This window comes from Gryllotalpicola protaetiae (assembly GCF_003627055.1).
Taxonomy (GTDB): domain Bacteria; phylum Actinomycetota; class Actinomycetes; order Actinomycetales; family Microbacteriaceae; genus Gryllotalpicola; species Gryllotalpicola protaetiae.
This window is the reverse complement of the sequence record NZ_CP032624.1, coordinates 1,788,763-1,812,218: the sequence shown is the minus strand read 5'-3', so window position 1 is coordinate 1,812,218 and position 23,456 is coordinate 1,788,763. Positions and strand designations below refer to the sequence as shown.

The 23,456-nt window shown below is 70.4% G+C and carries 22 protein-coding genes and 1 riboswitch; of the genes, 10 read left to right on the top strand and 12 right to left on the bottom strand.

Annotated features, from left to right (window positions below; genetic code table 11):
- Positions 1-11: 11 nt before the first annotated feature.
- The 4 genes from D7I44_RS08940 to crcB all read left to right on the top strand — a co-directional run bounded on the left by D7I44_RS08940 (position 12) and on the right by crcB (position 2,372).
- Entirely contained in the window at positions 12-716 is a 705-nt protein-coding gene (locus D7I44_RS08940; RefSeq protein ID WP_120789181.1) for an HAD hydrolase-like protein, read from the top strand.
- 43 nt (positions 717-759) lie between these two features.
- A riboswitch (Fluoride riboswitch) is annotated at positions 760-834 on the top strand.
- Positions 835-860: 26 nt separating this feature from the next.
- Positions 861-1,442: a universal stress protein gene (locus D7I44_RS08935; protein WP_162940163.1), complete on the top strand. Its 582-nt coding sequence runs from the start codon at positions 861-863 to the stop codon at positions 1,440-1,442.
- Positions 1,435-2,004, top strand: a complete 570-nt coding sequence (locus D7I44_RS08930; protein ID WP_120789179.1) for a fluoride efflux transporter FluC — start codon at positions 1,435-1,437, stop codon at positions 2,002-2,004. The genes D7I44_RS08935 and D7I44_RS08930 overlap by 8 nt, the downstream gene beginning before the upstream one ends.
- A complete protein-coding gene (gene crcB, locus D7I44_RS08925) occupies positions 2,004-2,372 on the top strand; it encodes a fluoride efflux transporter CrcB (RefSeq protein WP_425459332.1) in 369 nt (122 codons plus the stop codon). The genes D7I44_RS08930 and crcB overlap by 1 nt, the downstream gene beginning before the upstream one ends.
- 26 nt (positions 2,373-2,398) lie before the next feature.
- On the opposite strand, the gene D7I44_RS08920 is transcribed toward crcB, so the two are convergent.
- From D7I44_RS08920 to D7I44_RS08910, 3 genes are all read right to left on the bottom strand, one after another.
- A complete protein-coding gene (locus D7I44_RS08920) occupies positions 2,399-3,796 on the bottom strand; it encodes an MFS transporter (protein WP_120789177.1) in 1,398 nt (465 codons plus the stop codon).
- Entirely contained in the window at positions 3,797-4,642 is an 846-nt protein-coding gene (locus tag D7I44_RS08915; protein ID WP_120789176.1) for an ABC transporter ATP-binding protein, read from the bottom strand. It lies immediately after the preceding gene.
- A 113-nt stretch (positions 4,643-4,755) separates the two neighbouring features.
- A complete protein-coding gene (locus D7I44_RS08910; RefSeq protein ID WP_245980171.1) occupies positions 4,756-6,024 on the bottom strand; it encodes an aspartate aminotransferase type Ic in 1,269 nt (422 codons plus the stop codon).
- Positions 6,025-6,073: 49 nt separating this feature from the next.
- On the opposite strand from D7I44_RS08910, the gene D7I44_RS08905 reads away from it, so the two are divergent.
- Positions 6,074-7,822, top strand: a complete 1,749-nt coding sequence (locus D7I44_RS08905) for an MFS transporter (RefSeq protein ID WP_120789174.1) — start codon at positions 6,074-6,076, stop codon at positions 7,820-7,822.
- Positions 7,823-7,829: 7 nt separating this feature from the next.
- On the opposite strand, the gene D7I44_RS08900 is transcribed toward D7I44_RS08905, so the two are convergent.
- From D7I44_RS08900 to D7I44_RS08860, 9 genes are all read right to left on the bottom strand, one after another.
- The gene (locus D7I44_RS08900; protein WP_120789173.1) at positions 7,830-9,020 is read right to left on the bottom strand and encodes a mandelate racemase/muconate lactonizing enzyme family protein; all 1,191 of its coding nucleotides are present in this window, start codon (positions 9,018-9,020) and stop codon (positions 7,830-7,832) included.
- Positions 9,020-10,063: a LacI family DNA-binding transcriptional regulator gene (locus D7I44_RS08895; RefSeq protein ID WP_120789172.1), complete on the bottom strand. Its 1,044-nt coding sequence runs from the start codon at positions 10,061-10,063 to the stop codon at positions 9,020-9,022. Before D7I44_RS08895 ends, D7I44_RS08900 begins: the two co-directional genes overlap by 1 nt.
- A gap of 167 nt (positions 10,064-10,230) precedes the next feature.
- Positions 10,231-11,316 (bottom strand): Gfo/Idh/MocA family oxidoreductase, encoded by a 1,086-nt coding sequence (locus tag D7I44_RS08890; RefSeq protein WP_120789171.1) that lies wholly within the window; start codon positions 11,314-11,316, stop codon positions 10,231-10,233.
- Positions 11,317-11,351: 35 nt separating this feature from the next.
- Positions 11,352-12,317, bottom strand: a complete 966-nt coding sequence (locus D7I44_RS08885; RefSeq protein ID WP_120789170.1) for a sugar kinase — start codon at positions 12,315-12,317, stop codon at positions 11,352-11,354.
- The gene (locus D7I44_RS08880; RefSeq protein WP_120789169.1) at positions 12,314-12,991 is read right to left on the bottom strand and encodes a bifunctional 4-hydroxy-2-oxoglutarate aldolase/2-dehydro-3-deoxy-phosphogluconate aldolase; all 678 of its coding nucleotides are present in this window, start codon (positions 12,989-12,991) and stop codon (positions 12,314-12,316) included. The genes D7I44_RS08885 and D7I44_RS08880 overlap by 4 nt, the downstream gene beginning before the upstream one ends.
- Positions 12,991-13,770 (bottom strand): ABC transporter ATP-binding protein, encoded by a 780-nt coding sequence (locus D7I44_RS08875; RefSeq protein WP_181445637.1) that lies wholly within the window; start codon positions 13,768-13,770, stop codon positions 12,991-12,993. The genes D7I44_RS08880 and D7I44_RS08875 overlap by 1 nt, the downstream gene beginning before the upstream one ends.
- A complete protein-coding gene (locus tag D7I44_RS08870) occupies positions 13,767-15,692 on the bottom strand; it encodes a dipeptide/oligopeptide/nickel ABC transporter permease/ATP-binding protein (RefSeq protein ID WP_120790868.1) in 1,926 nt (641 codons plus the stop codon). The genes D7I44_RS08875 and D7I44_RS08870 overlap by 4 nt, the downstream gene beginning before the upstream one ends.
- Before the next feature lie 5 nt (positions 15,693-15,697).
- Positions 15,698-16,714, bottom strand: coding sequence for an ABC transporter permease (locus tag D7I44_RS08865; RefSeq protein WP_120789168.1), 1,017 nt, complete (start codon positions 16,712-16,714; stop codon positions 15,698-15,700).
- 8 nt (positions 16,715-16,722) lie between these two features.
- Entirely contained in the window at positions 16,723-18,351 is a 1,629-nt protein-coding gene (locus tag D7I44_RS08860) for an ABC transporter substrate-binding protein (protein WP_120789167.1), read from the bottom strand.
- A 370-nt stretch (positions 18,352-18,721) separates the two neighbouring features.
- Between D7I44_RS08860 and D7I44_RS08855 the strand changes: the two genes are divergently transcribed.
- The 5 genes from D7I44_RS08855 to D7I44_RS08835 are packed head-to-tail and all read left to right on the top strand — an operon-like array spanning position 18,722 to position 23,451.
- Positions 18,722-19,483 carry a ribonuclease activity regulator RraA gene (locus D7I44_RS08855; RefSeq protein ID WP_120790867.1) on the top strand — a complete coding sequence of 254 codons (762 nt, stop codon included), beginning with the start codon at positions 18,722-18,724 and terminating at the stop codon, positions 19,481-19,483.
- Positions 19,480-20,637 carry a mandelate racemase/muconate lactonizing enzyme family protein gene (locus D7I44_RS08850; protein WP_120789166.1) on the top strand — a complete coding sequence of 386 codons (1,158 nt, stop codon included), beginning with the start codon at positions 19,480-19,482 and terminating at the stop codon, positions 20,635-20,637. The genes D7I44_RS08855 and D7I44_RS08850 overlap by 4 nt, the downstream gene beginning before the upstream one ends.
- Complete coding sequence (locus tag D7I44_RS08845; protein WP_120789164.1) at positions 20,637-21,515, top strand: fumarylacetoacetate hydrolase family protein; 879 nt, start codon at positions 20,637-20,639, stop codon at positions 21,513-21,515. Before D7I44_RS08850 ends, D7I44_RS08845 begins: the two co-directional genes overlap by 1 nt.
- The gene (locus D7I44_RS08840; RefSeq protein WP_120789163.1) at positions 21,512-22,465 is read left to right on the top strand and encodes an aldo/keto reductase; all 954 of its coding nucleotides are present in this window, start codon (positions 21,512-21,514) and stop codon (positions 22,463-22,465) included. The genes D7I44_RS08845 and D7I44_RS08840 overlap by 4 nt, the downstream gene beginning before the upstream one ends.
- Positions 22,462-23,451, top strand: a complete 990-nt coding sequence (locus tag D7I44_RS08835; protein WP_120789162.1) for a Gfo/Idh/MocA family protein — start codon at positions 22,462-22,464, stop codon at positions 23,449-23,451. The genes D7I44_RS08840 and D7I44_RS08835 overlap by 4 nt, the downstream gene beginning before the upstream one ends.
- The last annotated feature ends 5 nt before the right edge of the window (positions 23,452-23,456 follow it).

Below are 23,456 nucleotides of genomic sequence, written 5' to 3'. Positions count from 1 at the left end.
CTTGTCGGGCTATGTCACTCCACGAATCGCCCACGGGCTCAGAGGTCGTCCGCAGCTGGAGCTGCGTGCTCTTCGACCTCGACGGAACGCTGACGGATTCCGCGCCGGGCATCACGCGCTCGCTCGAGCGCATGTTCGAGGCCATCGGCCGACCGGTCCACTCCGAGGACGAGCTGATGGCCTATGTGGGGCCGCCGCTCGTCACCACCCTGCGGGCACGTGAGGACTTCACCGCAGCCGAGGCCGACCACGCGCTCGCCGTGTACCGCGGCTTCGCCGAGGAATCCGACCTCGTCGACAACGCCGTCTTCCCCGGCATCCTGGGGCTGCTGCAGTCGCTGCAGGCCGACGGAGTGCCGACGGCGACCGCGACCAGCAAGCCGACCGGCCGCGCGCGGCGCATCCTCGATCACTTCGGCCTCACCGAGTACCTCACGTTCGTCGGCGGCGCGAGCGACGACGAGACCCGTGCCGAGAAGGCCGAGGTGATCGCCTACACGCTCGCCGAGCTCGAGAAGCTCGGCGTCGACACCTCCCGCCCGGTCATGGTCGGCGACCGCTTCTACGACGTCGAGGGCGCGAGCGCCAACGACGTGCCGACGATCATGGTCGAGTGGGGCTACGGCTCGCCTGCCGAGGCGAAGGGCGCCATGGCCGTCGTGCACTCCGTCGACCAGCTGCGCTCGCTGCTGCTCGGGCAGGCGCTCGCGGCGTAGGTCCGCGGCTCAGCGGTTCCGCCGCGGCGGCAAGCTCGGTAATATCAAGGTCGGCGATGGATCCCGCCGGAGTCCGACGACTCGAAGCGCCTGCCTGGCTGATGGTTCCTGCCTTGGGTTTCGAACGATAGGGCAGGTGTGGTCATGCGCAATGCTCGCTCTGGTCCGGTGGTGGTCGGCGTCTCGGCCGGCACCCCCGACCGGGTGCTCGATGAGGCTGTGTCGATCGCCCGCGATCTGCGTGTGCCGCTCGCCTGCGTCTACGTCGACGAGTCGCGGGTGCCGATCGGCGAGACGCCGGACGGCACCGTGGTGACCGCGCCGGTCGCCGCGGCCGGGCACAACGAGCGGCCGGCCGAGCGGCTCGCGCCGGCGCTCGCGACCATCTCGGCGCGCATCGTCGAGCGCGCGGTCAGCGCGAACGTGACCGTCACCCACCACACCCTCGCCGGCGACCCCGTGACAGCGATCGCGCGCTTCGCCGTCGATCGCGACGCGCGTCTGATCGTGGTCGGCACCCGCCAGCCCGGGGTGCGTGCCTCGCTCTCGCTGCTGCTCGCGGGGCCGGTCGCGTCGCGGCTCGCCCGCCGCCAGCCCGTGCCCGTGCTCGTGGTGCCGCTGCACGACCGCACGCCGCTTCCGGCTGCCGCTCGCGACGAGAAGGTGGATGCCGAGACCGACGTTCCCGACCCGGCCGACGTGCTCTTCGGGGAGGGTCATGCCTGACTCGCCCCTGCACCTGCGCCCGCTGCCCGTCCTGCTCGTGTTCGTGGGCGGTGCCGTGGGAACGGTCTCGCGCTACCTGCTCGGCCTCGTCATTCCGAGCCTGAACGGATTCCCGCTGCCGACCTTCCTCGTCAACCTCGTCGGCGCGTTCACCTTGGGTGTGCTGCTCGAGGGGCTGCTGCGCGGCGGCAACGACGTCGGCTGGCGACAGCGCGTCCGCCTGCTGTGCGGGCCCGGCTTCCTCGGCGGCTTCACCACCTACAGCTCGCTGAGCGTCGAGACCGTGCTGCTGACCGAGAACGGGCAGTACGTCATGGGCGGCGGCTACGCCGTCGCCTCGCTGGTGCTCGGTGTCGGGGCCGCGGCTGCCGGCGTCTGGGTCGCAGCGAACGTGTTCCGGGTGCCCACGGTGATCCCCGGCTCAGAGCACTCCACCATCACCTCGACCCGAACCCTGCACCTCGCGCAGCCCGCGCGCAGCAGCGCACCCGAACCCGCTGGATCGTGGGTCGACCCCGATGCCGAACAGCTCGATGACGACTCCGAGGGAGGCCTCAGGTGATCGTCGCCCTCCTCGTCGCCGTCGCGGGCGGCGTCGGCGCGGTGTCGCGCTTCGTTCTCGACGGGGTGATCCGCTCGCGCGTCGCCTCGCTCGTGCCAGCGGGCACCTTCGTCATCAACGTGTCGGGCTCGCTGCTGCTCGGGTTCGTCACGGGGCTCGTGCTGGTCGGCGCCGAGCCCACAGACTTCCGGGTCGTGCTCGGCACCGGGTTCCTCGGCGGCTACACGACCTTCTCGACCGCGATGATCGAGACCGTGCGCCTGCTGCAGCAGCGCCGCTGGGTCGCGGCTGGGGTGAACGGCATCGCGATGCTGCTGCTCGGTCTCGGCGCGGCGGTGCTCGGCGTCTTCCTCGGCACCCTGTTCTAGCCCAACGGTGGGCCCGGCGAAGGGAGCTAGTCGGCCGTCGCGTGGATTCCCGCCTGGCGAGGCAGCGACAGGGCTTCGAAGAGCGGGATCAGCAGCAGCGCGGCGGCGCCGACGAACGCCCAGCGGTAGCCGAGCCAGTCGCCGTCATGGGTGACGGATTCCGCGAGCGAACCGCCGAGGCGCACGAGCAGCGCGGCCACCGCGATGCCGAGGCCCGCAGCGACCTGCTGCATGGTCGAGGCGAGCGTGTTCGCGCCGTTCGTGAGCGCAGGCGGCACGTCGACGAACTGGATCGTGTTGTACCCGCTGAATCCGATCGACCGGAAGGCGCCGCTCAGCACGAGCAGCACGACGGTCACGGCGATCGGCGTGGTCGAGTCCACCAGGGCGAGAAGCAGCAGGATGCCTGCCCCGATCACGTTCGACCACACGATCACGGTGCGGAAGCCGAACCGCTTGATGAGCGGCGTCGTGGCAGGCTTGATGCCGATGTTGCCGACGAACAGCGCGATCACGATGAGTCCGGCCTGAGCTGCCGACCAGCCGAAGCCCGACTGGAAGAGAAGCGTGACGAGGAACGGCACGGCGCCGATCATGAGGCGGTAGACGCCGCCCCCTGCATTCCCCGCGCGGAATGTGTTGATGCGCAGGGCCGAGAGGTCGAGCACGGGGTGGGCCGAGCGACGCAGGCGCCACCAGAACAGGCATCCGCTCGCCGCGCTCACGGCCAGCGCGCTCACCACAGCCGGCCAATTCGTCGTCGCCTCGCCCACGAGCTCGCCCGCCATCACCAGCGCGCCGAGCGCGATGGCGATGAACACCAGCCCCGACCAGTCGAGCGGCACGGGCCGCAGTTCGTCGCGCCGCGGCACGAGCACGATCGCGGCGATCAGCGTGGCGATGCCGATGGGCACGTTGATCAGGAAGATCCAGCGCCAGCCGACCGTGTCCGCGAGCACACCGCCGACGGCCGGCGCGATCACGGGCGCCAGCAGCGCCGGCCAGGTGAGATAGGCCATCGCGTCGAGCAGGTCGCGCGGCTCGATCGAGCGCAGCACCGCGAGCCGCCCGACGGGCACCATCATCGCGCCGCCGACACCCTGCAGCACACGGAAGACGCAGAGCCAGAACAGGTCGGGCGAGAACGCGCAGAGCACGGATGCCACCCCGAACACCACGATCGCCGTGAGATAGACCCGGCGGGTGCCGAAGCGGTCGGCGAGCCATCCCGTTGCGGGAATGCAGACCGCGAGCGCGAGCAGATAGGCCGTCATCGCGACGTTGATGTCGGTCGCGCGCACGCCGAACTCGCGCGCGATCGCGGGCGCCGCGGTCTGGATCACCGTGCCGTCGAGGAACTCCATGAACGCCGTGACGGCGACGAGCAGCGCCAGGCCGCGGTTGAAGCTCGCGCTCGGGGCCATCTATGCCTGCGCGACGCTCTGCTCGCCGGCGAGCGCGTCATCGCGACGCTCGCGCGCGGGGTCGCGGCGTGTCCTGACGGCCCAGCGGCCCTCGGTGCGCGTGATCGTGACGGGATAGTCCAGCGTCTCCGAGACGAGCGCGGTGGTCAGCACCTCGTCGGCGGCGCCCTGCGCGACGACCTTGCCGTCGCGCAGGAGCATCGCGTGCGTCGTGGAAGCCGGCAGCTCTTCGAGATGGTGTGTGACGAGAACGGATGCCAGATCGGGGTGCTGCTCGCGCAACTGGTCGATCCGGTCGAGCAGCTGCTCGCGCGCCGCGATGTCGAGACCGGTCGAGGGCTCGTCGAGCAGCAGCACATGCGGGTCGGACTGCAGCGCGCGGGCGATGAGGGTGCGGCCGCGCTCGCCCTGCGAGAGGTTCGGCCAGCGCGCCTCGGTCAGCGCGCCCATGCCGAGCAGCTCGAGCAGGTAGTCGGCGCGTGCGAGCTCTGCCGCGCTCGGCGACCAGCGCATCGGCAGCTCGGTGCCGCCCGTGCCCCCGGTGAGCACGACCTGGCGCGCGGTCAGCGGGTTCATCAGCGAATGCCGCGGGTTCACGTGGCCGATCAGGGTACGCAGCTCGCGCAGATCGACGCGCCCGAGCCGCTTGCCGAGAACCTCGACGGTGCCGCGGGTCGGATGCTGCACCGCGCCGAGCAACGACAGCAGCGTCGATTTGCCCGCACCGTTCGCTCCGATGAGCGCCCAGTGCTGCCCGCGCTCGACCTCGAGATCGATGTGGTCGAGGATCGCCCGGCCGTCCCTCACGAAGTCGACGCCGACGACGGACAGGACGGGGATGCTCACACCCCTACGCTACCGAGTCGTTTCGAGTGCCCGATCGTTGAGGAGCGGCGCGCAGCGACGCGTCTCGAAACGATCCGCAACGCCCGCGCTTCGAGACGCCGCTACGCGGCTCCTCAACGCTCGGAGGCGTGCTCGCTCTCGGCGAGCAGCAGCGCCGTGCAGAACGCCTCGAGGCCCGCCGTGAGGTCCTCCATGGTCGGGAAGGTCGGCGCGATGCGGATCACCGCGTCGTCGGGGTCGTCGAGGTACGGGTGCGTCGAGCCGGCCGGCGTGATCGCGACGCCCGCCGCTGCGGCGAGCGCGATCGCGCGCTTCGCGACGCCTGGCGAGACCGTCAGCGTCACGAAGTAGCCGCCCTTGGGGTCGCCCCACGAGCCGACGCCGAACGGCGCGAGGCGACGCTCGAACACCTCCTGCACGGCGGCGAACTTCGGGCCGATCAGCGCGCGGTGCTTCTCCATGTGGGCGGCGACACCCTCTGCGGACTTCAGCAGCCGCACGTGGCGCAGCTGGTTGAGCTTGTCGGGCCCGATCGACTGGAACGCGGCCCAGTGCGAGAACCACGCGATGTTGTCGGGCGACGAGCCGAGGAATCCGACGCCCGCACCGGCGTACGTCACCTTCGAGGTCGAGGCGAACACGAACACCCGGTCCGGGTTCCCCGCCTCGGCGGCAAGAGAGAGGATGTCGATCGGCTCCGGCCGCCAGTCGGTGAGGTGGTGCACCGCGTAGGCGTTGTCCCACATGATGCGGAAGTCGTCGGCTGCGTCAAGAGACACCAGCTCGCGGGCGACCTCTTCCGAGTACACGTCGCCGGTCGGGTTCGAGTACACCGGCACGCACCAGATGCCCTTGATCGTCGCGTCGACGGCGATCGCCGCCTTGACCGCGGCGATGTCGGGCCCGTCCTCGTTCAGCGGCACCGGGATCAAGCGCACGCCCAGTGCCTCGGTGATCGCGAAGTGGCGGTCGTAGCCGGGAACCGGGCAGAGGAACGACACGGTCTCCTCACGCCCCCACGGTCGCTCCGACCCGGGCACTCCGTGCAGCATCGCGAAGGTCAGCACGTCGTGCATCAGCGTGAGCGACGAGTTGCCGAGCGCGAGCAGCTGCGGCACCGGGACCTGCAGCAGCTCTGAGAAGATCGCGCGCAGCTCGGGCAGCCCGTTCGGGCCGCCGTAGTTGCGCAGGTCGGTGCCCGCGGCATCCGTGTATTCACCATCGCCGGGAAGTGCGAGCAGCGCGTCGGACAGCGCCAGCTGGTCGGCCGCCGGCTTGCCGCGCGTGAGGTCGAGCTTCAGCCCGCGCGCCTTCAGCTCGTCGTACGCCGACTGGAACTCGGCGCGGTGGTCGGTCAGTGTGCCGGTCGCGGTGGTGCTCACGCCCTCGATCGTACTTGTCTGGCCTGAACGGCCACAGCAGACTGTGGCCATGACGACGGTCCCCGCGCGACCTCCCGGCGGCTCGGCGTGGGCGCCGCTCGCGCACCCGATGTTCCGCTGGCTGTGGCTCGCGCAGCTCGGCAGCAACATCGGTGTCTGGATGCAGACCGTCGGCGCCCAGTGGTTCCTCGTCGAGCAGTCGCACTCGTCGGCGCTGGTCGCGTGGGTGCAGACCGCGAGCCTGCTTCCCACCCTGCTGCTGAGCCTGCTCGCCGGGGTGTTCGCCGACCAGTTCGATCGGCGCGTGCTGCTGCTCGTGAGCAACGGCGCGGCGACGGTGCTCGCCGGGATTCTCACCGCGATCAGCTACGCGGGCGGGCTGACGCCGTGGGGACTGCTCACGCTCACCTTTCTGCTCGGCTGCGCGAGCGCGCTCACAGGTCCCGCGTGGCAGGCGATCCAGCCCGAGCTGGTGCCGCGCTCAGAGCTCGCGTCGGCGAGCGCGCTCGGCAGCGTGACGGTCAACGCGGCCCGCGCGATCGGGCCGGCGATCGCGGGCGTCATCGTCGCGGCGACCGGCCCATCGCTGGTCTTCCTGCTCAACGCTGTGTCTTTTGTTCTCGTGCTGGTCGCGCTGGTCGCATGGCGACGCGAGCGGTCGGATGCTTCGACCGGCCGCGAGCGCCTGTGGTGGTCGCTGACGACCGGCCTCAGATACGTCGCCAACGGGCCGGTCGTGCGCCGCATCCTGCTGCGCTCAGCCCTGTTCGCGTTCCCTGCGAGCGCACTCTGGGCGCTGCTGCCGGATGCCGCGCGCGACCCGCTGCGTTTGAGCGCCGGCGGCTACGGGCTGCTGCTCGCGGTGCTCGGCGTCGGCTCGCTGATCGGCGTCGTGCTGATGCCGGTGATCCGCCGCCGCCTTCATTCGAGCGTCACCCTCGCAGGCTCTGCGGTGGTCTTCGGGCTCGGCACGCTCGCGACCGTGCTCTGGCCGTTGCCTGTGGTGCTGCCTCTGCTGCTGTTCTCCGGCATCGCGTGGATCGGCACGCTCACGACCCTCAACGCCGACATGCAGCTCACCCTGCCGGCGTGGGTGCGCGCTCGTGGGCTCGCCGTCTACCTGCTCGTCTTCATGGGGAGCCAGGCGATCGGCTCGTTCCTCTGGGGCGCGGTGTCCGCATCGATCGGAACGGCCGCCACATTGGTGATCGCCGCCGCGCTGCTGGCGCTGTGCGCGGCATCCGTTCTCGTGCTGCCCCTCAAGCCCGAGACGGGCACGCTCGACCGCAACATCGTCGACTTCTGCCTGCCGGCGCCGATGCTCGTGTTCGAGCCGGAGCCGACCGACGGGCCGGTGCTCGTGACGCGCAGCTATCAGGTGCCGCCCGCGCAGGCGGCCGGCTTCGCCGGCGCGATGGGATTCGTCGAGCAGACGCAGCGCCGTGTCGGTGCGAGTTCGTGGCGGCTGTACCGCAGCGGCGAGCACGCCGACGAGTTCCGCGAGGAGTTCACCGTGCGGTCGTGGAGCGAGTACCAGGCGCAGCTCGGCAGCCGCTGGACCGTGTACGACCGCGACCGCTTCGGCGACGCCCTCGCCTTCGCCGGCGAACCGCCCGTCGAAGAGCACTTCTTCGCTCAGCCGGTGGGCGGCGCGAGTGCCGGGTACCCGCAGGTCATGAGCGATGAGGACATGACCGAGCCGGACGACCAGGACGACGACGACGAGGAGCTCGCGCCGGAGAGCACCGACAAGCTCGACGACCCGCCGGAGCGGCGAGCTCCGGGCGAGCAGCGCTGAACACGCTTCAGTCGAAGAATCCCGCGTCTTCCGGTCGCAGGTGCGCGCGCGCCGCCGCGACGTCGAACTCGACGCCGAGGCCCGGCGCGTCGCCCACGGCGATGAACCCGTCGACGACGATGGGCCTGGGAAGGCCCGTGAGGATCTCGTACCACCAGTCGTGCTCGGCGACCGGGTACTCGAAGGCGATGAAGTTGTCGGGCAGGGCGGCGCTCACCTGGATCAGCGCGGCGAGGCCGATGAGCCCGTCGAGGACCCCGTGCGGGGCGAGCTGCACGCCGTGCAGCTCGGCGAGCTCGGCCAGGCGCTTGAGCTCGGCGATGCCGCCGACGTCGAGCGGATCCGGGCCGATGACCCGCACCGCCTGCCGCTCGATGAGCTCGCGATAGTTGCGGGTCAGGTAGATCTGCTCGCCGGTGTGGATCGGCGTCGAGGTGGCGCGCGTCACCTCGCGGTACTGGTCGGCGTCGACCCACGGCACGTAGTCGCCGGTCAGCAGGTCCTCTGCCCAGAGCACGCCGAAGGGCTCCAGGGCGCGCGTGATGCGGATGGCGTCCGAGATGGTCCAGCCGGGGCCCATGTCGAGCGCGAGGCCCACGCGGTCACCGGTCACCTCTTTCATCGCGGCGACCGTGTCGAGCACGTGCGCGAGCCCGCGCTCGGTGAGCGGACCGCGATTCGGATGCCGCGGGCCGTCGCGCAGCTCGGTGTAGAGGAAGTCCGGCGTGTTCTGGCTCATGAAGCCGTGCAGCCCGACGCCCTCCTTGATGATCGTGAAGCCCTCGGGAGCCGCGATCATCTGCCGCATCGCGTCCGCGTAGTCCTCGGGCCGGTGGCCGGCGAGCACGGGGCGCACGCCGCCGTTGTACACGCGCACGCGGTCGCGGACCTTCCCGCCCAGTAATTTGTAGACCGGCACGCCGAAGGCTTTGCCGGTCAGGTCGTGCAGCGCGACCTCGATCGCGGAAACCAAGCTTCCCCACGGCTTGAACGCACCGAGACGGCGAATCTTGAGCATGCAGCGCTCGATGTCGGTCGGGTCTTCGCCGATCAGCAGCTCGCGGTACAGGCCGACGTTCGAGACCATGAACGGCTTGGACGACTCGATCTGGCCGAGGCCGTCGATGCCGGCATCCGTCACAACACGGATCACCGGGCTGTTGCCCAACAGGGCGGCCCGGAGGTCGGTGATGCGCATCAGGCGGCAGGGGCCGCGGTACTGCCGCGGACGACCAGCGTGGTGGGAAGCTCCATGCGCCCGACCGGCAGCGGCGCCGTGCCGCTGTGCGCGTTCAGGATCGCGGTGGTCGCCAGCTCGGCGAGGGACTGGATGGGGGCACGCACCGTCGTGAGGCCGGGCAGCGCCCACTGCGACATCGGCACGTCGTCGAACCCGACGACGCTGACATCGCCGGGCACCGAGAGGCCGAGCCGCTGCGCCGCCTCGTAGACGCCGAGCGCTTGCTCGTCGTTCGCCGCGAAGATCGCGGTGGGACGGTCGTCGAGCTGGAGCAGCTTCATGGCCGCCTCGACGGCCGTCTGCCGGTGGAAGTCGCCCTGCTCGACGAGCGCCGGATCGCTGGCGAGCCCGGCGCGCTCAAGGGCTGCGCCATAGCCCGCGAGCCGCGCCTGGCTGCACAGGAAGCGCATCGGGCCCGTGATGGTCGCGATGCGGCGGTGCCCGAGCTCGATGAGATGGTTGGTCGCGCTGAGGCCTCCGCTCCAGTTGTCCGGGCCGAACGACGGCACGGCGGAGTTGAAGTCGCCCATCGGGTCGACCATGATCGCCGGCACGCCGAGCCGGGTGAGGCGCTGCTGGTCCGCCTCCGAGAGCGGGGCGCCGACGATGGCGCCGATCGAGCCGCGCGCGGCGATCGCGTCGACCCAGCGCGCCCCCGGCGCGGAAGGCCCGCCGTCGTCGACGGAGATGACCGCAGAGGCCTGCCCCGCACGCGCCGTGGCCTCGACGCCGCGGATCACCTCGGCCGCCCACGGTGACGCCGCGTCGTTGAAGACGATGTCGATCAGGCCGACGTGCTCTTCGCGGGTGTTCTTGTGAGGGTGGCTGCGCACGTTCTTGACGTAGCCGCGCTCGATGATGAGGGCCTTCACGCGCTCCCGCGTCACCGGGGACACGTCGACGCGGTCGTTGAGGACCTTGGAGACGGTGGCGATCGAGACGCCGGCCTCTTCCGCGATGTCGGCCACGGTCACCTGGCGCGGAGCCGATGCGTCTGGCACGTCTGACGTCCTCTCCCGTGCACTGCTGAGTCCACAGTCGTGGCCGGTGCGACCTCCCGCAACCGGTTTCCCAGCCGCATCATATCGAAACTGCCCCGAAACTGATGACAGCGTTTCCGGAATTATCGGAGGGCGCGCCGCGCCCGTCAAAGGCTCGATCACCTGCGTCACTCCGCGTCCGCAACCCTGCCGAGTCCGTCGACCGAGACCGCCCGGCCTTCGGTGGCCGACACTCGTGCGGCGGCCAGCAGCCGCAGCGTGTAAAGGGAGTCCTCGGGCGCGACCGGCGGCCTCCCGTCCGAGCGGATGGCATCCCTCAGCTCGATGTAGAAGCCCTGGTAGGCGCCGGGCCGCGAGGGGATCACGACCTCCGTCTCGCCGTCGCTCAGGCGCCCCCAGTTTTCGGGAACGTCGACGCCCCATGAGGCAGACGCCGGTCCCAGCCCGTGCTGCGCCTGATCTTCCTGAGGGTCGAGCCCCCGCTTGGAGTACGCGCCGCGCGAGCCGAGGATGCGGAACCGTGGCCCGAGGTCCGCGGCGAGCTTCGAGGTCCACAGGTGCGAGACGACGCCGGACTCGTGATGCAGCGCGACGAAGCTGTCGTCGTCGACCTGTGTGCCAGCGCGTCCGTGGAACTGATCCGCATAGAGCGAGGCGACCGGCCCGAAGAGCTGCACAGCCTGGTCGATCAGATGGGCGCCGAGGTCGATCAGCACGCCGCCGCCGGCCGCGGCATCCGCGTCGTCCCGCCATGCCTGCGTGACGGCGGGCTGCCACAGCTCGAAGCGCGACTCGAAGCGGCGGATCGTCCCGAGCCGTTCGCTTGCGACGAGGTCCTTCACGGTCAAGAAGTCGGAGTCCCAGCGCCGATTCTGGAAGATCGAGAGGAAGCCGCCGGTCTCGTCGCGCACGGCGAGCAGCCGCTCCGCGTCCTCGACCGTGCCCGCGATCGGCTTGTCGATCACGACCGCGAGGCCGTGCCGCAGCGCCGCGATCGCCTGATCGGCATGGTGCGCGTTGGGCGATGCGACGACGACGAGATCGAGGTCAGCGGATGCCTGCCACAGCTCGTCCACCGTCGCGACGATCCGCGCCGCCGGGTGGTTCCTGGCCGCCTTCGCGGCGCGCCCAGGGTCGCCGGTCACGACGACGGCCACCTCGTAGCCGCTCGTCGCCTCCAGCAGGGGACCGTGGAAGGTCTCTCCGGCGAGACCGTAGCCGATCAGGGCCACGCGCAGCACAGCTTGGGACATGTCGCTCCTTTGATGGGTTCGAGAGAGAAGGGGGTTCACCGCAGCACCGCGTCGGTGAACAGGGGCGCGCCGAGCTCGGAGCGGCGCGGCGCGCCCTCCCAGTCGCCCGGCACGAGGCAGGCGCGCGCGCCCGCGGCCGTCGCGGTCGCGAGGCAGTCGATCAGGCCGCGGCCGGCGACCCATTCGGCGAGGAAGCCGGCGACGAAGGCATCCCCCGCACCGACCGTGTCGATCGCCTCCACCGGAACCGCCGGGACGCCGACGAGCTCGCCGCCGGCGCACGCGACCGCGCCCTGCTCGCCGAGCTTGACGACCGCGGTCGCGCCGTGGGCGGCGAGGGCGACGGCGAGCTCGTCGGGCCCGAGCGCCGTGCGCCCCGGCCAGTCGGCGATCGCGAGGCGCGCCTCGTCGACCCCGGCGAAGACGAGATCCGCTGCGGGCAGCAGCTCGCGGTAGAGGTCCGAGGCCGCGCTCTCCGACCACAGCGACGAGCGGTGGTTCACGTCGAACGAGATCGGCACACCGGCCGACTTCGCGACCGCGACCGCCTCGAACAGCGTCTGTCGAGCCGTCTCCGAGATCGCGGCCGTGATGCCGGTGAGGTGAAGCACCGATGCCCCGGCGACCACCTCGGCCGGGACGTCCCCCGGCCGCAGCCGCGACCCCGCGCTGCCCGTGCGGTGGTAGACCACGGACTGGGTGCCGGGCGTCGGCCTCAGCTTGAGCATGAGGCCGGTGCGCGCGCCGGCGTCCACGATCACGTGGGCCTGCACACCCTCGCCGCGGATGTCGCGGGCCACCATGCGGCCGAACTCGTCGTCACCCACCCTGCCGATCCAGACGACGGGAACGCCGAGGCGCGCCAGCGCGATCGCCGCGTTCGACTCGGTGCCGCCCGTCGTCGCGGTCAGCCGCGCACCGTGCCAGAGCGGACCGGCCGCCTCCGCGCTGAGCAGGCCCATGGTCTCACCGAAGGTCACGATCGGGCGCGGCTCGGTCATCGCGCGCCCCTCCGATCGCGGACCGCCGCGACGAGGCGGCGCGCACGCTCGGTGAGCGCGTCGAGGTCGCCGCCGCGGAACGCGTCCTGCAGCAGGGGCCCGCCGACGCTCACCGCGACGGCGCCGGCGTCGATCCACGCGGCGGCGTCGTCCGCCCCCACTCCGCCGGAGGGAACCACCGGCAGTCCAGGGAACGGACCGCGCAGCTGGCCGAGATAGTCGGGCCCGACGGTCGAGGCAGGGAAGAGCTTCACGGCCGACGCGCCGTGCTTCCAGCCCGCGAACAGCTCGCTGGGGGTGAGGCCCCCCGGGATCACCGGCACCCCGCGGCGCACGCAGAGCCCGATGACCGCGAGGTCGGTGTTGGGCGTGACGATGAACTCGGCGCCCGCGTCGACCGCCGCCGCGGCATCCGCCTCGCTCGTCACCGTGCCGATGCCGAACTCGGCCTGCTCGCCCAGCGCCGCACGCAGCCGCGGCAGCTCCTCGATCGCGCCGGCCGTGGTGAGCGTCAGCTCGATCGAGCGCACGCCGCCCGCCGCGAGCGCGCGCACGACCGGCAGGTACTGCGCGGCATCGCGCGCCCTGAGCACCGCGACCACGCCGGACGCGCACATCACGGCGGGCAATGGGATGCGGGCGCCGAGCGCGTCCGTGCGTGCGGATGCCGCCATCAGCGTGCTTCGAGCGCGAGCTCGTCGTCGTCCGCCAGGAGGCGGCGCTGGCCGATCTCCGGAATGGCGGCGAGCAGTGAGCGGGTGTACGGATCCTCGGGTCGATCGATCACGTCCTGGACGGGGCCGTGCTCGACGATCCGGCCGCCGTACATCACCGCGAGCTCGTCGGCCATGTACCGCACGACGGCCATGTTGTGGCTGATGAAGAGCATCGTCAGCCCCAGCTCGCGCTGCAGCCGTCGCAGCAGGTTGAGCACGACCGCCTGTACCGACACGTCGAGCGACGCGGTCACCTCATCGGCGATCAGGACGTCAGGCTCGGCCGCGAGCGCCCTGGCGATCGCAACGCGCTGCCGCTGCCCGCCGGAGAGCTGCCCCGGCCGCGAGTTCTGCAGACCGGGGTCGAGCGAGACGAGCTTGAGCAGCTCGGTCACCCGCCCCCTGTCGAACCGTGGCAGGCCCTCTGCGACGCACTGCGCCACCGTGAACCGCGGGTCGAGCGAGCTGCGGGAGTCCTGGAACACCATCTGCACGCGGCGGCGACCACGCCGCCGGGCGCCGGCGGACACCGCGGAAAGATCGAGCTCGCCGATGCGGATCGCCCCGCGCGATGGCGTCAGGCCGACGATCGCGCGCGCGGTCGTGCTCTTGCCCGAGCCGGATTCCCCGACGAGGCCCAGCACCGCGCCGGGGGGAACGTCGAAACTGATGCCCTTCACGACGGTGGACGACCCGAAGCGCACCTCAAGGTTCTCCACACTCAGACCAGCGGTCACGACAGCACCTCTTCGGGTTCCTTGAGACGGACGGGAAGCTTCTCGCCGGCGATCAGCGGGTGCCAGCACGCCGCACGGTGCGACGTGTCGCCCACGGGCTCGAGCGGCGGCCGCTCGCTGCGGCATCTCGCGTCGGCGCGCGGGCAGCGGTCGGCGAAGTAGCAGCCGGCGAGCTCCTGATCGGCGCGGGGCATGGTGCCGTCGAGGGAGGGCAGCGGCGCCTCTTTGTCGATCGACATCGTCGGGCTCGAGGCCACGAGCAGCGCGGTGTACGGGTGCGCGGGCGTCTCGAGCAGCGCGGCGGTCGGTGCCTCTTCGACGATGAATCCGGCATACATCACGAGGATCCGGTCGGAGATCTCGGACACCACGGCGATGTCATGCGAGATGAACAGGATGCTCGAGTGCGTCTCCTTCCCGACCCGCGAGATGAGCCGCAGGATCTGCCGCTGCACGGTCACGTCCAGCGCCGTCGTCGGTTCGTCGGCGATCAGCAGCCGCGGCTCGCCCATCAGCCCGATCGCGATGCAGACGCGCTGCTTCATCCCGCCGGACAGTTCGTGCGGATGCTGTTTGTAGCGTCGCGCCGGATCGTTGATGGCCACCGCCCGCAGCGCCTCGATCGCCCGCTCCCGCGCGCTCCGCTTCGGCTCGTGCAGGTGGATCATCGCGGGCTCGAGCAGGTGCGTGCCGATCGTGACGGCAGGGTTCAACGCCTCACCCGGGTCTTGGAAGATCATCGCGAGGCTGCGACCGAGCAGCTCGTCGGCGTTCTTCCCGGCCTCGAGCAGCTCGGTGTCGAGGAACTCCAGCTGCTTGGCATACACGGAGCCCGGCGCCTCGACGAGCTGCGCCACCGCCGCCGTCGCCTGGCTCTTGCCCGACCCCGACTCGCCGACGATGGCGACCGTCTCGCCGGCGTTCACGGTGAACGACACGTCGCGCACCGGTGTCGACACGCCGTCGCGGCTGCCGTACACGACGCGGAGGTGGCTGACCTCGAGCAGGCGGTCGTGCCCGGCGCTGAGCTCGGCAGCGCCCACGGTGTCGGCCGGCAGCTCGGCCGGCGCGGCCGAGACGGTGCGGGGCGCCTCGTTGCGACCGCCGATCAGGTCGGAGATCCACTCGCCGAGCATGTTGAACGTCAGGCCGGCCAGCACGATCGCGATCGCCGGGGCGATCGCTCCGCCCGGCGTCGTGTAGACGCTCGCGAGGCCGTCGCTCAGCATCCGCCCCCAGTCGTAAGCGGGTGGCTGCACGCCGAGGCCGAGGAAGCTGAGGCCGGCGAGCGACAGGATCGCCGTGCCGATGTGGATGGTCGAGTACAGGATGAGGGGCTCGGCGATGTTCGGCAGGATGTGCCGGAACACGACCCGCACGGGCCCCTTGCCGAGCACGTGCGCGGCTTCGACGTACTCGCGGGTCGCCGTCGACGCGGTCAGCGTCTGCGTCAGGCGGGCGAAGCCCGGCGCGAACGCCGCGCCGACGGCGAGCACGCTGCCGACCGAGCCGATGCCGAAGATCACGGCGAAGAAGATCGCGAGGAGCATCGCGGGGAAGGCGATGAGCAGCGCGATCACAGCGCCGATCAGCCGCCCGAGCCGGCGCGACATGCCCGCGATCAGCCCGAGGGCGACGCCGACGCAGCCGCCGATCAGGGTGGACAGCACGGCGAGAACGAGCGAGCGCGAGGTCGCGAGCAGGGTGCGGGCGAGGATGTCTCGCCCGAGGGCATCCGTGCCCATCCAGTGCTGCGCGCTCGAGCCCTGCGACGCGTGGGCGACGTCCGTATGGCCGGCCGCGGCGCCCCAGATCGCGGGCCCCGCGACGCACAGGAAGATGAAGAACGCGAGGAGCACGAGGGGTGGGATTCCACTCGTGATGAGACGGATGCGACGGCGCGTGGTGGTGGTCGTGGCCATGGTCGTCACCCGCCGATCCGGGACTTGGGGTCGAGGATGCCCAGCACGACGTCGACGATCATGTTGAGGATGAGCACGGTGGCGCCGAGCACGAGCAGCACTCCTTGGATCTCGGGGTAGTCCTTCTGCGACACGGCCTGCGAGATGACGGTGCCGACGCCGGGCCACGCGAACACGTTCTCGACGAGCACGGTGCCGGCGATGAGCCCGGCCAGGATCATCGCGCCGAAGGTCAGCGACGCGGTCATCATGTTGGGCAGCACATGCCGCCAGTAGCGCAGCAGCGTCGGGATGCGCCGCGCCTTCGCCGCGCGGATGTACTCGGCGTCGAGCACCCTGAGCGCCTCGACGCGCACGATGCGCGAGAGCGAGGCGGCCGGGCCGACGACGAGCGCGGCGATCGGCAGCACGAAAGAACGCAGCCCGTGGTCGCCCGCGGCCGGGAATGCCTGCAGCCCGATCACGAAGATCACGCTCAGCAGGGTCGCGAGCACATAGTCGGGAATCGAATTGAGCAGGCCGGTGATGCCGACGAACAGCGTTCGGGTGACCCGACCCCTGCCGCCGCGGGTTCGCACCGCCGTGAACAGGCCGACGGGCATGGCGATCACGATGACGAGCACGAACGCGGGCAGCGCGAGCTTCAGCGTGTTGGGGAACCGGGTGAGCAGCAGCTGCGAGACCGGCGCGTCGGCGATGATCGACTGCCCGAAGTTGCCCGTGACGACGTTCTTCAGGTAGTCGACGTACTGGATGAACAGCGGCCGGTCCAGCCCGAGCTGGTGGCTCCGCAGCGCCACCAGCTGGTTGGTCGCCTGGTCGCCGAGGGCGGCTCGAACCGGGTCGCCGGGGATCAGGTGGATCATGACGAACGTCGCCGAGGTCAGGATGAACAGCGAGACGATCAGCCGGACCAGCCGGCGCCCGATGAACAGAGTCCACCGGACGCCGGCCGAGCTGGCGGCGTCGCCTGAGCGTCCTTCCCTCGCCGGCTGCGTCACCGAGATGAGTTGAGTCGACATCCGACCGATTACTTGTAGAGGCGGATGCTGGTGGGAACCGCGAACAGGCCCACGGTCTCCAGCGACGCCTTCGACGTGTAGAACGGGCGGTCGCCCTGCGAGAGCGGCACGACGTCGGCGCGCTTCAGCAGAGCCTCGTGCGCACCGTTCCACAGCTTGCAGGCCTGCTCGGCCGGCGCAGCCGCGGCCTGCGCGGACAGGTTGTTGAAGTCGGCGTTGACCACGTCGCCGGAGTTGCGGCCGCCGTTCTGCGGGGTCGCGCCACCGTAGAAGGTCGACATCATGTACGGGAACTCGAGGTTGATGGCGCTGTAGAACATGTCGAAGTCGCCGGTCGAGTACAGGGCTTGCGACCACGCGTCGTTGGTCTCGCCCACCAGGTTCGTGCCGATGCCGACGGCCTTCAGCTCCTGCCCGATCAGCTCGGCCGCTGACTCGGTCTGCGGCGCGCCGGTCTGGTAGATGAGCTTCAGGGTCAGCGTCTTGCCGTCCTTCTCGCGGATGCCGTCGGAGCCGACCGTCCAGCCGTCGGCCTCCAGCAGCTGCTTGGCCTTCGACGGGCTGTACGAGGGCAGATTGCCCTTCGTCTCGTTGGCGGGGCACTGCACAGGCTGCTCGGCGAACATGTTGTCGACGGTGCTGCCGTGCTGGGCGGTGCTGACCGGCGCGATGTCCTTCGGGTTGAGCGCGGCCGCGGCGGCGAGCCGCACCTGCTCGTCGTTCAGGATGCGGCCGGGGGCCTCGTTCGGGTTGAGCTCGCCGACGATGACCGGCACGTCGTTCCGGTTGATGCCGGGCGTCTTGTCGAGCCGGTTGCGGTCGGGACCGGTGATCTGGGCCGCGTTGACCTCGCCCGAGATGAGCTGGTTCGCCATCGTCGACTCGTCGGCCACGAAGTTGATCGTCACGGTCTTGGGGGTGCCGGCCGCGGAGGTCTTGGCGCCGCTGGGACCCCAGGTGTAGTCCGGCCGGACGGCGAGGTCGTAGTGGTCGCCCTGCGCGTAGTCCGTGATCTTGAACGGACCGGTGCCGGCGGATGCGTGCGCGAAGGCGGCCGGGTTGGCGAGGCCCTGCGGGCACACCAGCGGAACCGCGCCCGCGCCCTGCAGCAGCGTGCCGAACGGGGTCGTCGAGGTGATGGTGAACGTGCCGGCCGAGTCGTCGGCCGAAACCGTGTACTTCACGGGCACGGAGAACTGAACCCAGGGCGAGAGCGTCTTCGGGTCCTTGATGTAGTTGAAGTCCGCCGCGATGTCGCTCGGCTTGAGCGTCGTCCCGTCGCTGCACGTGACGTCCTTGCGGATGTTGTACGTGACGGCGTCGGTCGTGACCTTCCAACTGCTCGCGACAGCGGGAACGGCATCGCCCTTCTTGCTGCGACCGACGAGCGAGTCATAGGCGAAGTCGTCGATCTGGCGGTTCGGGCCGCTGGTGCTCGCGTACGGGAAGATGCTGCCCGGGTCGGTGCCGAGGTCGAGGCGGAAGGTGCCGCCGGTCTCGAGCGTCTTGCCGGACTGGCTGCTGCCGCTGCCGTTGTTGCTGCTGCTTGCACTGCCGCCACTGCAGGCGGTCAGCGTGAGAGCCACCGCCAGCGTCGTGACCGCCACCGGGGCGACCAAGGCGAATTTGCGTTTCATGTCACTGCACTTTCTGCCCGCAACGCTGCGGGCGTCACCCTTGAGATGGCGAGTCGGTCTTTTTCGAGCCGATACTTTCGGGATCAAGACCCGACTTTTCGAGACCGTGGCAAAAGTACATCGGGCTCTCACCTCCGTCAAGACACATTTTCGAGCCGGTTTCGTAACGATTCGGAGCCGCGTTTACGCTGGACATTCCTGGCAACCCGACATTATGGTTGCGTCTTGCGGGCCGCTTCGCGCTCGAAACTCGGTCCAATGTTGTGTACCGAAAGCGCGAATGTTGGATCGCCTAGAGATGAAGAATTCGAAAATCCAACGAAAGTGGTCGGCTTCAGCCTCGATCAGGTTCGTGCACGAGAGGACCGACATGGCAGTCACGCCGATACAGACTCCGGACATCACCCGCCCGGATCCGGAACTGGTGCGGGCGCTGTCGCAGATCGGCAGCGCCACCGCCAGCAGCGAGCTCAACCGCCTCGGCATCCGCAGCGCCCACATCGTGGGGCCGACGGCGCACACGCCGGGCGCCTCCATCGCCGGGCCCGCGCTCACGCTGCAGTTCATGCCCAAGCGCGAGGACCTCTACCAGGTCGACGAGTACGCAGAGCCGGAGCGCCAGCTCCACCGCCACGTGATGTACCACACCCAGCCGGGCGACATCATCGTGGTCGACGCCCGCGCCAACATGACGAGCGGCGTCTTCGGCGAGATGATGCTCACCTACTTCGCCGGCAAGGGCGGCCTCGGCGTCATCGTCGACGGCTGCATCCGCGACTTCGGCCGCGCCAAGGAGCTCGGGCTCGGCCTCTGGATCCGCGGGGCGACACCGAACTTCCACTCGCAGACCGACATCTTCCCCACGGCGGTGAACGTGCCGGTGGCCTGCGGCGACACCGTCGTCGTGCCGGGCGACATCATCATCGCCGACGACGACGGCGCCGTGGTGGTGCCAATCGCACTCGCCCCCAAGCTGCTCGAGGAGGCCAGCAAGCACGCGGAATGGGAGGAGTTCTCGCGCCTGCGGCTGTCGCAGGGTGGGGACATGAGGCTCTACTACCCGCTCGCCGAAGCAGCCCGGCCCGAATACGAGGCCTGGCGCGCCGCCTCGATGGAGGACGCGCGTCGATGAGGATCAGCGAGCTCGTTCCCTGGCTGGTCCGCTCCTCCGGTTCGTACTGGGGCGAATTCCTGTTCCTCGAGGTGCGCACCGACGAGGGCGTCAGCGGCTGGGGCGAGATCACCACCACGACCCGTATGGCCAACCGCAGCGCCGCCGTCATCCTGCGGAACCTGAACGAGCTGCTCGTCGGCGAGGACGCCGCGGCGATCGAGCGCATCTGGCACAAGGTCTTCCGCTCGTTCACCTACATGGGCAGCCGCGGCGCGGCCAGCAATGTGACGAGCGCGGTGGACATCGCGCTCTGGGACCTGCGCGGCAAGGCGCTCGGACTGCCGGTCCACGCGCTGCTGGGCGGCCGGGTGCACGACGAGCTGCGGCTCTACACGCACCCGGATCAGAGCAGGTTCACGACGCCGGAGGGCCTCGTCGACGAGATCGGGTTGATCACCGGCTCCGGCCACACGGCGATCAAGTTCGACCCCTTTCCGCACCCCGTCGGCGCCCCGCCGACCAACGACGCCTATCTTGACGGCTACCTGCCGCGTCAGCTCGAGCGCGAGGCGATCGAGCTGACCGCAGCGATCCGCGAGGCGGCCGGCCCCGACGTCGAGCTGCTCATCGACGCGCACGGCCGCTTCGACGTGCCGACCGCGATCCGCCTCTGCCGCGCACTCGAGGCGGAGGCGGACATCCACTGGTTCGAGGAGCCCGTGCCGCCCGAGAGCTATCACGCTCTGCGGCAGGTGCGCCAGCGCACCGGCATCCCCATCTCCGTCGGCGAGCGCCTGCACACGCGCTGGGATTTCGTGCCCGTGTTCGAGCAGGAGCTCGCGGATTTCGCGATGCCCGACGTCACCTGGACCGGCGGCATCAGCGAGCTCAAGAAGATCTCGACCATGGCGGAGGCGTACAACGTGCCGATGTCGCCGCACGACGCCGCCGGCCCCGTCAACCTGCTGGCGGGCGGACACGTCATGGCCACGGTGCCGAACTTCTACCGCCTCGAATCCAGCAGCTACGACCTGCACGGCTACAACGAGCTGCTCACGGAGCCGCTCACCAACGTCGGCGGCGCGCTCCAGCTACCCGATCGGCCGGGCCTCGGGGTCGAGTTCGATCTCGACCACCTGCGCGCCAACGTCCTCGACGGGTTCGGTGGCTGATGCGGCTCGTCAGATACCGATCGGCGGCGCGCGCCGCCGCCGCAGTCGGGCTGCTCGACGACGAGCGCATCACCCCGCTGACGAGCGTCGCGACCCTCGGTCAGCTCTGGCGCCTGCGGCGCGACGAGCTGGCGGAGCTGCTTCAGACCGCGGCATCCGGAACCGCCACGCTCGACCTCGACGAGGTCGAATTGCTCGCGCCGATCGACGGCCGCACCGAGGTGTGGGCCTGCGGCGTGACCTACGAGATCTCGCGCGAGGCGCGCGTGGAGGAGAGTGAGAAGGCGGCCGACGTCTACACCCTCGTCTACGACGCCGAGCGGCCCGAGCTGTTCTTCAAGTCGGTCGCTTGGCGGGTCGCGGGCCCCGGCCGCCCGATCGGGGTGCGCGAGGACTCCCCCGTGAACGTGCCCGAACCCGAGCTGGCGATCATCGCGAACCGTTTCGGCGAGATCGTCGGCTACACGATCTGCGACGACGTCTCCTCACGCAGCATCGAGGGCGAGAATCCGCTCTATCTGCCGCAGGCCAAGGTGTACTCGGGTGCCTGCGCCCTCGGCCCCGGGATCGTTCCCGCGTGGGAGGTGCCGGATCCCTACGCGCTCGGCATCCGCCTCGCCATCGACCGCGGCGGCGATCGGCACTGGGAAGGCAGCGCCAGCACCGCGCAGCTGCACCGCCGACTCGATGAACTGCTCGGCTACCTGATGCGCGGCGACGTGCACCCCGACGGCGCCGTGCTCTCGACGGGGACCTGCCTGGTGCCGTCACCCCCGTTCACCCTGAGCGAGGGCGACACCGTCTCCATAACCATCGATGGGCTCGGCACCCTCACCAACCCGGTGGTGCGCGGCCTGGTGCCCCTGGAGGAATCATGACCGTGCTCGAGAAGCGCCCCCTCGGCCGGACCGGCCTGACGGTGCCCCCGCTGTGCGTCGGAACCAGCGCGCTCGGCAGCCTTCCCCGCCTCTACGGCTACGACGTCGAGACCGATCAGGCGCTCGTCACGCTGCGTGCCGTCTTCGACGGCCCCATCCCGTTCGTCGACACGTCGAACAGCTACGGCAACGGCGAGAGCGAGCGGCGCATCGGCGCCGTGCTGCGCGAGCTCGGCGGCCTGCCTGACGACTTCTTGCTCTCGACCAAGGTCGACCCGGATCGGTCGCAGCCGGTACTCGACTTCTCCGGCACCCGCATGCGCGCCTCTCTCGACGAGAGCTCGGAACGCCTCGGCATCGACTACTTCCCGCTCGTGTACCTGCACGACCCCGAGCGGATCAGCTTTGAGGAGGCGACCGCGGAAGGCGGCCCCGTCGAGGCCCTGGTGCAACTGCGCGACGAGGGTCGTATCGGCCACATCGGCGTCGCCGGAGGTCCCGTCGAGCTTCTGCAGCGTTTCGTCGGCCTCGGCGTGTTCGAGGCCGTGATCACCCACAACCGCTTCACCCTGCTCAACCGCTCAGCGGTGCCCCTGCTCGATCAGTGCGCCGCGGCCGGGGTCGCCGTCGTCAACGGGGCGCCGTTCGGCGGCGGCATCCTCGCGAAAGGCCCCGAGGCTGCCCCGCGCTACGCGTACCGCGAGCTGCCCGACGAGCTGCGCGACAGCGTGATCGCGATGAGCGCCGCCTGTGACCGGGCCGGCGTGCCGTTGGCCGCGGCCGCGCTGCAGTTCTCGATGCGCGATCCGAGGATCAGCGCCACCATCGTCGGCATCACCCGGCCGGAGCGTCTCGATGAGACGCTGCGGAATGCCGAGGCCCCCATTTCCAACGAGCTCTGGGACGAGCTCGACACTCTCTGCCCACCCGAGGAGACCTGGCTGCGATGACCGACACACACAAGCTGCGCTGGGGCGTCATCGGCACGGGCAACATCGCCCATCGCTTCGCGACCGACCTGTCGCTCTCTGCGGTCTGCGAGCTCGGGGCCGTCGGCTCGCGCGACGCGGCGCGGGCGCGCGCCTTCGCCGAGCGGTGCGGCGCCGCCCGCTGGTTCGCGGACCACGACGAGCTGATGAACAGCCCCGAGATCGACGCCATCTACATCGCGGTCCCGCACAGCGCCCACCACGAGCTCGCCGCCCGCGCGATCGAGACCGGCAAGCCCGTGCTGGTCGAGAAGCCGTTCACGATCAACCAGCAGCAGGCGGACGACCTGATCGGCCGCGCCCGCGACAAGGGAAGCATCCTGATGGAGGCCATGTGGACCCGCTTCCTGCCGCACATGGTGCGGGTGCGCGAACTGCTCGCCGAGCAGTACCTCGGCGAGCTCCGCCTCGTGACCGCCGAGCACGGCGTCTGGTTCGCGCACAACACGGCACATCGGATGTTCGACCCGCACCTCGGCGGCGGCGCGCTGCTCGACCTGGGGGTGTACCCGATCTCTTTCGCCTCGATGGTGCTGGGGTCGCCCGCCACGGTGGTCGCGAGCAGTCAGTTCGGCGACACGGGCGTCGACGGCCAGACCGCCGTCACGTTCGGCTACTCCGACGGCCGCCAGGCGGTCGTCAACGCGAGCATGCAGACCTGGCTCTCGAACCGGGCAACGATCGCGGGCACGGACGCCCGCATCGACTTCGACCCCACCTGGTATCGGCCGACCTCCTTCACCGTGACGCGCCGCGACGGGCGCACCGAGCGCTTCGAGTTCCCCGTAGAGGGCTTCGGCCTGCGCTTCCAGGCGGAGGAGATCGCGCGGCTCGTGCGCGAAGGCCGCACCGACAGCGACATCATGCCGCTCGCCGAGAGCTCGGCGATCATGGGAACCATGGACGAGGTGCGACGCCAGATCGGTCTGAGCTACCCCGGAGAGTGACGTCG

What these genes read in the sequence shown, in the direction of transcription:
- D7I44_RS08940 (WP_120789181.1), top strand. Translation starts at nt 12, where the DNA reads ATGTCACTCCACGAATCGCCCACGGGCTCAGAGGTCGTCCGCAGCTGG.
- D7I44_RS08935 (WP_162940163.1), top strand. Translation starts at nt 861, where the DNA reads ATGCGCAATGCTCGCTCTGGTCCGGTGGTGGTCGGCGTCTCGGCCGGC.
- D7I44_RS08930 (WP_120789179.1), top strand. Translation starts at nt 1,435, where the DNA reads ATGCCTGACTCGCCCCTGCACCTGCGCCCGCTGCCCGTCCTGCTCGTG.
- D7I44_RS08920 (WP_120789177.1), bottom strand. Translation starts at nt 3,796, where the DNA reads ATGGCCCCGAGCGCGAGCTTCAACCGCGGCCTGGCGCTGCTCGTCGCC.
- D7I44_RS08905 (WP_120789174.1), top strand. Translation starts at nt 6,074, where the DNA reads ATGACGACGGTCCCCGCGCGACCTCCCGGCGGCTCGGCGTGGGCGCCG.
- D7I44_RS08900 (WP_120789173.1), bottom strand. Translation starts at nt 9,020, where the DNA reads ATGCGCATCACCGACCTCCGGGCCGCCCTGTTGGGCAACAGCCCGGTG.
- D7I44_RS08890 (WP_120789171.1), bottom strand. Translation starts at nt 11,316, where the DNA reads ATGTCCCAAGCTGTGCTGCGCGTGGCCCTGATCGGCTACGGTCTCGCC.
- D7I44_RS08885 (WP_120789170.1), bottom strand. Translation starts at nt 12,317, where the DNA reads ATGACCGAGCCGCGCCCGATCGTGACCTTCGGTGAGACCATGGGCCTG.
- D7I44_RS08880 (WP_120789169.1), bottom strand. Translation starts at nt 12,991, where the DNA reads ATGGCGGCATCCGCACGCACGGACGCGCTCGGCGCCCGCATCCCATTG.
- D7I44_RS08870 (WP_120790868.1), bottom strand. Translation starts at nt 15,692, where the DNA reads ATGGCCACGACCACCACCACGCGCCGTCGCATCCGTCTCATCACGAGT.
- D7I44_RS08865 (WP_120789168.1), bottom strand. Translation starts at nt 16,714, where the DNA reads ATGTCGACTCAACTCATCTCGGTGACGCAGCCGGCGAGGGAAGGACGC.
- D7I44_RS08860 (WP_120789167.1), bottom strand. Translation starts at nt 18,351, where the DNA reads ATGAAACGCAAATTCGCCTTGGTCGCCCCGGTGGCGGTCACGACGCTG.
- D7I44_RS08855 (WP_120790867.1), top strand. Translation starts at nt 18,722, where the DNA reads ATGGCAGTCACGCCGATACAGACTCCGGACATCACCCGCCCGGATCCG.
- D7I44_RS08850 (WP_120789166.1), top strand. Translation starts at nt 19,480, where the DNA reads ATGAGGATCAGCGAGCTCGTTCCCTGGCTGGTCCGCTCCTCCGGTTCG.
- D7I44_RS08845 (WP_120789164.1), top strand. Translation starts at nt 20,637, where the DNA reads ATGCGGCTCGTCAGATACCGATCGGCGGCGCGCGCCGCCGCCGCAGTC.
- D7I44_RS08840 (WP_120789163.1), top strand. Translation starts at nt 21,512, where the DNA reads ATGACCGTGCTCGAGAAGCGCCCCCTCGGCCGGACCGGCCTGACGGTG.
- D7I44_RS08835 (WP_120789162.1), top strand. Translation starts at nt 22,462, where the DNA reads ATGACCGACACACACAAGCTGCGCTGGGGCGTCATCGGCACGGGCAAC.